Genomic DNA, 6,414 nt, shown 5'->3' on the forward strand with positions numbered 1-6,414 from the left:
CAGTATGGACAATTCATTAGCAGGGTCAAGCATGCCCTCAAGCTCCTCGAGGAGGGAGACATCGAAAAATTGGTCTTAGCCGCTGCCCTCACCCTAGAGCAGCCTCAGGGGTTTAACTGGCTGGGAACGTTGCAAAACCTGCGCCAGCAGTACACCAATTCCTACATCTTCAGTGTTGGCCAACAGGGGCAGCAGGTCTTTTTGGGAGCCAGTCCCGAACGCTTGGTCAAGATTGCCAATGGCGTTCTCTGGGCCGATGCCTTGGCGGGTTCCCGTCCCCGGGGGCAAACCCAACAGGAGGATCAAAACCTGCGCCATGGCCTTTACCACAGCCCCAAGGAACGCTACGAGCATCAGGTCATTGTTGAATTTCTCTGCCAAACCCTCCAACGGCTGGGCATGACCTGTGAGGTGCCCGCAAAACCCCGCATCCTTGAATTGAGTCATATTCAACATCTGCAAACCTTGATTCAGGCACCCCTGCCTCAACCGATTCATATTCTCCAAGTGGTGGCGGCCTTGCATCCGACACCAGCAGTGGCGGGCTATCCTGCTGCCCGGGCCCAACATTGGCTGCGGCAACTGGAACCCTTTGATCGCAATGGCTATGCTGCGCCCCTTGGTTGGGTAACACCCACTGGAGAAGGGGAATTCATTGTCGGAATTCGCTCTGCCCACCTTCAGGACAACCATGCCCATCTCTTTGCTGGGGCAGGTATTGTCAAGGGCTCTCACCCTGAACGGGAATGGCAGGAAATCTTGTGGAAATTTCAGACAATGATCTCAGCTTTGGCCTAGCGCAGGGGGGGGTGCTTTCGGGTCATCGTCAGCATCGGCAAGGGCTGGGAGGATTGGGGCGGCAGCGCATACTGGGGTACTTTCTCAGGAAGAGGACGTTCGGGCGATCGCTGGAGCAGGCGATAGAGAAGTGCACTTCCCATCACACTTAGACCCAATAGCAGCAGACCGTTGTAGCCCCCCAAGCCACCAATGGTGGAATCCACCCCTCCCATCAGCAGAAGAAAAGCCGAGATGGGTTCTTTACGGTAGGCTTTGCGCAGAAAGCGAGGATAAATCATACGCGATCGCTGGGTGACTCACCATTAGAATACGGGAATACTGACAACTTAGCGTCAAGTAGGGTACCTTTTAGTGACCCTAACACCCGACATTGATTGCTCGGTCACTGTTCCCTTTACTCCTATCCTGACAGATCCAAGCGGCAATTGCATAAAAGGGGGCGATCGCCCCCCAATGATCTCCCTAGTAGGTTTCGACGTGCCAGCGGCCTTCTTTTTTGAGCGTGCCCTTGAGGAACTCTTGCCAATCGGCACCATTTTTGGCTGCCGCTGCCGTCATTGCCTCATCAATACCCGGCTCCATCCCCCTCAAACCACACATATAGACGTGGGTATTTTTCTTTTGGAGGAGTTGCCAGATTTCATCCGCATGCTCAGCAATGCGACCTTGGATGTACATCTTGCCGCCGTCAGGAGTTTTTTGCTCACGGCTGATGGCGTAGGTGAGGCGGAAGTGATCGGGATACTGGGCCTGTATTGCCTCTAGCTCATCCTTGTAGAGAATATTTGCAGTGTAAGCGACACCAAAGAAGAGCCATGCCAGCCCCCTGAATTGATAATCGGGGTTATTTTCTTTGAACATGCGCCACAGGAAGGCACGGAAGGGGGCAATCCCAGTTCCCGTTGCCAGCATAATGATTGTGGCTTCGGGGTCATCGCTCAGGAGCATTTCTTTACCCACGGGCCCTGTAATTTTCACCTCATCGCCAGGTTGCAGTTGGTTGAGGTAGGAGGAGCAAACGCCATAGATGGTTTCCCCCGTCTCTTTGTCCTTGTACTCTAGCCGCCGCACACACAGGGAGACCGTTTTATCATCTTGAAAGTCACCGTGGCGGGTCGAGGCAATAGAGTAGAGGCGCAGCTTGTGGGGTTTGCCATTGGCATCGGTACCCGCAGGAATAATGCCAATACTTTGACCTTCGAGATAGCGCAACTCGGTACCAGAAATGTCAAAGATAATGTGCTTGACCGTTCCCTCGCCCCCTTCACGCACCAGCTCTTCATTGGAGATGACCTTACCAATGCAGGGATTGTTGGGGCGATAGATATTGACGGGAATATCAACTTTCTTTTCTTTAAGGGGGGCAGCACCATTATTGGAGGCAGGTTCCGTGGTGGCAGCCAAGGGCGCAGCCGTACCATTGAGGGGTTGAATGCTAACAATTTTGCCCCCCCAACGGGTAATCTGCTGCATAAACTGATTCATGCGGTCATAGGGAACGTTGAAAAATTGACTGCCACTGTTGCGGATGGCATAGTTGGTTTTCTCAGTTTCGGCATTTTGTCGCAGTCCCACCACTTCATAGCGAAACATCCGACTGTCAGAATTCGTCGCATTGTACATGGGCTACACGATCTCCAAAAATTAACTCAGCTTTACATTCTGCAACACAACGTCCCAACCGCGATCAACTATCACGTTTTGGCTACGGGATGGCCGTGCTTTGGTCACCCACATTATATCTAGCGGCGGCAGCTACAGGGCCTTTCCCGAGGGACAGGGCTGAATTTATTGGCTGGAGGAGATAGGCGCACTCATCCAAGCATAGGTTTGCAACACATAGCGATCGCGCCCTGAGCGTTTGGCCTCGTACAAAGCGGCATCGGCGGTTGCGATAACCTCAGAGATTGGGCAGTCCCTGGGGGTTGCAGTTGCAATGCAAATGCCAGCGCTTACGGTGAGATAGGGTTTTACCGGTGAACTGGCATGGGGAATTTCTAAACTGCGGATGTGGTTAAAAATCCGCTCTAAGATACAAATGGCAGCGTCATGGTGGCTCTGGCACAACAGGAGCACAAACTCTTCACCACCATAGCGAGCCACCAGATCCGCCTTTCGCACTTGGGACTGAATGGCATGGGCAACCTGTTGCAAGGCGCGATCGCCCGCCAAATGGCCATAGGTGTCGTTGTAGCGCTTGAAGTGGTCAATATCCAGCAGAGCAATGGCAAAGGGAGTATGGGTTGCTGCCGCTTCCTTCCAGACCAACCGCAGATAGGACTCAAAAGCACACCGATTTGCCAGTTTGGTCAGGCTATCTTGCTGTGAGATCTCCTGTAGATGGTGGTTTTCTGCCTCTAGTTGTTTTTGCCGCTGCTGGAGCTCTACAATCAAGGCCGTTTGCCGTGCCATCTGCTGTTGCAACTGCTCAAACTGTTGCCGTTGGACAATAAACTGCCGTAGAAACCGAGGTTGGCGCAAGACGCGCAGCAGAATCAAGGGGGGCTGGCAACGGTGGATGCCCACGGCTTCCACTTCAATTTTTTGGCCTTGGGGGTCTCGCAGAGTGCCGGGCACCATTTGCGCCGCCTGTTGCCAAAGAAGCAGCCATTTTTTGAGTTTCTCCGCAGGAGTGGCTACGAGTTCCCTAAGGTTGCAATCAAGCACGCTGCCGCCAAAAAATTCACGGCCACTGGAGTTAATGGCCACAATGTTGCCCTGGGGATCCATGACCAGCGTTGGCTCCGGCAACAGATCAATCCATGCGCCAATATCGAGTGTAAAGTTGCTCATCTTGACCCCGCTGCAATGAACTACTTGCCTAGCTTAGACTGGCCTAATGTGATTCAATGGGATAGTACTCTCGTCCTTTGGCAGCAGCGGCAGCAGCAGTGGGTTGGGTATAGATCACCACGCGGCACCCTTGATCTCCATTGGCGATCGCCGCTTCAATACAAACCTTGGCATAGCCCAAGTGGTGCGCCACAATGACGCCAAAGACACTTGAGGTCATCATGCACAACGAGGGATGACCAATCACACCACTGCCAAGGGGGCAACGCTGATTCCCTAAAATAATGCGTTCCTCATCTTGCTCAATCAGGAAAAATCCCCCTTCAATGCGGTTTTTGAGATCTACAAGAATTTGAGCCACTGTCTTAGCATCAAGGGGGCGATCGCCAAGGGCTTGGGTGTAAAGCTCGTTGATGTGATTGCCCATTTGCTGTCCCACAAGGGCAATAAAGCCAGAAGCATCATCCAGCCCGACAATATCTTCAAGGGTCTCTGCCACTAACCCCAGCAAATGTTGCAGAAAGCTAGAGGACTGTAGGTCAATGGGCAAATTTCCCACGTTTGTGTAGGCTTCAGCTCGGAACATTTCCTTTGCTGTCATAGGGATTCTCCGAGGGGAACAGGGTTTGAGCGATTTTAGCACCCTTTGCCGTTGGCCATGCTGAGAGCACCGGATGTTGGCAGGAACTCCCCCTGAGGTGCTGCTGAGTGTGCTCAGTTATTCGCGAAAGGGGGTAACTATAGGAATTGATGGCAAATATAAGCTTATAAGGTTATAGTAAAGAATCTACAGAAATTGCTAAAAATCTCTAAAAATTCCTGATATTTTCTTGATTAGACATTAGAATTGAACTTAATTAGAGAAGCATACGCGAATCAGCGATCGCACCTATTCGACTATTCAGCATTCCGCCTATTCAGCATTTTGCGATCGCTTGGCCTGATAGGCTTGCCAACTCTCGACAACACGACCAAAATTGGTGCGGAATTCTCGCCAGCCGAGCCAACTTCCCTGCTCGTGCTCATCCCAAGAGGCAGAAAGAATCCCATAGCTTAGCCCCAGGGCCCCAAGGCCAAAAAGACTGAGACTAGCAATGACAACGACCACATTGGGCAACTTGAACCAGCCCTCATGGACAATGAAATAGCTGAGGGGAAATGTCATCAGTCCCAAGAGGGTGGGGGTACCGCAGAAGATTGCCATCCGAGTGACCATCCGTTGGCTGACAATTTCTGGAATACCTGTACTTTTTTTGGCTTGCTTGGCTGAGGATTTTGGGGCCTTAGAACGGACGGCTGCGGCAGCAGGAGCTTTAGCAGAATTGGTTGCTCCTTTTTTCTTTTTAGGCTCAAAAGGCAGATCCGACCGTTTTGCCATTGTCTTTAACCCCGAATTCCCAGACGTTCAATGAGTTGATGATAGCGTTGGGGATCGTGGCGATGGATATAGGCCAATAGCCGCTTGCGACGGCCAATGATTTTCAGGAGTCCTCGGCGAGAGGCGTGATCTTTTTTATTCACCTTGAGATGCTCAGAAAGCTGCTTGATCCGCTCTGTGAGGATGGCAACTTGGACATCCGCAGAGCCAGTATCCGTACCGTGGATCTGGTAGGTGTTGATAATTTCTTGTTTGACGTCGTGTTGCAGGGCCATGGTCATCCGTTATGAACAGCGCGATCTACTATCATACTCCGATTTTTCGAAATAATAAACTCCCGTGAAGGGGACTATTCTGCCCCTGGGCTGGTCGTGCTTTGCCCTAAGAATTACTGACATTGGTGCTGTTTTCCTCAAGGGGGGCGATCGTCAGCAGTTCCTTAAGGGGCTTTTCACTATCGGAGATGGGCGGTTTGGCCGTTGTCAGTTCTGTATCGATGGCGAAGGTGGCAAATTGGGTGAGAATTTCGCGGCAGAAGACCTCCGCTGCCCGCGATCGGTAGCGATTGGGATTGGTAATCAGCGATAGAGTACGTTTCACCACCACATTTTCGATACCCATCCGCCGTAGGCTCCCCAGTTGTAACTCCTTCTCAATGGCGGAAATGGAGACGAAGGCAGCCCCCAGGCCCGACTGCACGGCGTTTTTAATCGCCTCGATGGAATTTAACTCCATCTCTACCTTGAGGCGGCGAGGGTCAATGTTGGCGCGCTGAAGGACCTGATCAATCACCTTGCGAATGGTGGATTGGGCATCCAAAGCAATAAAGCTCAGCTTATACAAGTCTTCTTTGGTGAGGGTTTCGGCACTAGCTAAGGGATGATCCACAGGTAAGATCAGTGCCAGTTCGTCCTCCGCGTAGGGGGTAACAGTGATTTGCTCACTCAGTTCTGAGGGAACTTCACCGCCAATAATCGCTAGATCAATTTGACCATTGACCAAGCTCCAGCAGGTGCGGCGGGTGGAATGCACATGTAGCTGAACAGCGACTTCGGGATATTTGCTGCGAAATAGCCCAATCATGCGGGGCATCAGGTAGGTGCCCGTGGTTTGGCTTGCGCCAATGATCAGGGTACCCCCCTGTAATTTTTGCAGGTCTTCGATGGCACGGCAGGCTTCATGGCACAGGGAGAGAATTTGATCGCCGTAGGCCAGTAGGAGCTGTCCAGCTTCGGTGAGTTGGGCGCGGCGCCCCCCCCGGTCAAATAGGGGAACATCCAGTTGGCGCTCAAGGTTTTGCACCTGTAAACTCACTGCGGGTTGGGAGACGTAGAGGCTGTCAGCGGCTCGCTTAAAACTTCCTTCGAGGGCGATCGCCTTGAGGATTCGCAATTGATCAAGGGAAAAGGGCAGTTCGGACATAGGCATTGAGGCCATAGGCG

Annotated in this window: 8 protein-coding genes; 1 reads left to right on the top strand and 7 read right to left on the bottom strand. The window is 52.2% G+C overall.

All coding sequences use genetic code 11. The annotated features are described in order from the left end of the window. The coding region (locus H8Q75_RS08715; RefSeq protein WP_297041145.1) for an isochorismate synthase at window positions 1–798 on the top strand (798 nt) is incomplete at its 5' end. Here H8Q75_RS08715 and H8Q75_RS08720 read toward each other — a convergent pair. From H8Q75_RS08720 to H8Q75_RS08750, 7 genes are all read right to left on the bottom strand, one after another. Then, the gene (locus tag H8Q75_RS08720; protein WP_297041146.1) at window positions 795–1,079 is read right to left on the bottom strand and encodes a hypothetical protein; all 285 of its coding nucleotides are present in this window, start codon (window positions 1,077–1,079) and stop codon (window positions 795–797) included. The genes H8Q75_RS08715 and H8Q75_RS08720 overlap by 4 nt on opposite strands. A 184-nt stretch (window positions 1,080–1,263) precedes the next feature. After that, window positions 1,264–2,424, bottom strand: a complete 1,161-nt coding sequence (gene petH / locus H8Q75_RS08725) for a ferredoxin--NADP reductase (RefSeq protein ID WP_297041148.1) — start codon at window positions 2,422–2,424, stop codon at window positions 1,264–1,266. Window positions 2,425–2,589: 165 nt separating this feature from the next. Then, on the bottom strand, window positions 2,590–3,594 hold the full coding sequence (locus tag H8Q75_RS08730) for a GGDEF domain-containing protein (RefSeq protein WP_297041150.1): 1,005 nt from the start codon (window positions 3,592–3,594) through the stop codon (window positions 2,590–2,592). A 43-nt stretch (window positions 3,595–3,637) separates the two neighbouring features. Next, window positions 3,638–4,195: a methanogen output domain 1-containing protein gene (locus H8Q75_RS08735; protein WP_041429053.1), complete on the bottom strand. Its 558-nt coding sequence runs from the start codon at window positions 4,193–4,195 to the stop codon at window positions 3,638–3,640. 312 nt (window positions 4,196–4,507) lie between these two features. Further along, a complete protein-coding gene (locus H8Q75_RS08740; RefSeq protein ID WP_297041153.1) occupies window positions 4,508–4,972 on the bottom strand; it encodes a PAM68 family protein in 465 nt (154 codons plus the stop codon). Window positions 4,973–4,977: 5 nt separating this feature from the next. Beyond that, window positions 4,978–5,247 carry a 30S ribosomal protein S15 gene (rpsO, locus tag H8Q75_RS08745; RefSeq protein ID WP_024124510.1) on the bottom strand — a complete coding sequence of 90 codons (270 nt, stop codon included), beginning with the start codon at window positions 5,245–5,247 and terminating at the stop codon, window positions 4,978–4,980. Window positions 5,248–5,353: 106 nt separating this feature from the next. Continuing rightward, complete coding sequence (locus tag H8Q75_RS08750; protein WP_041429052.1) at window positions 5,354–6,394, bottom strand: LysR family transcriptional regulator; 1,041 nt, start codon at window positions 6,392–6,394, stop codon at window positions 5,354–5,356. Window positions 6,395–6,414: the final 20 nt, after the last annotated feature.

The sequence above is a fragment of the Thermosynechococcus sp. OHK43 genome (assembly GCF_014466085.1).
In the GTDB taxonomy this organism is placed as follows: domain Bacteria; phylum Cyanobacteriota; class Cyanobacteriia; order Thermosynechococcales; family Thermosynechococcaceae; genus Thermosynechococcus.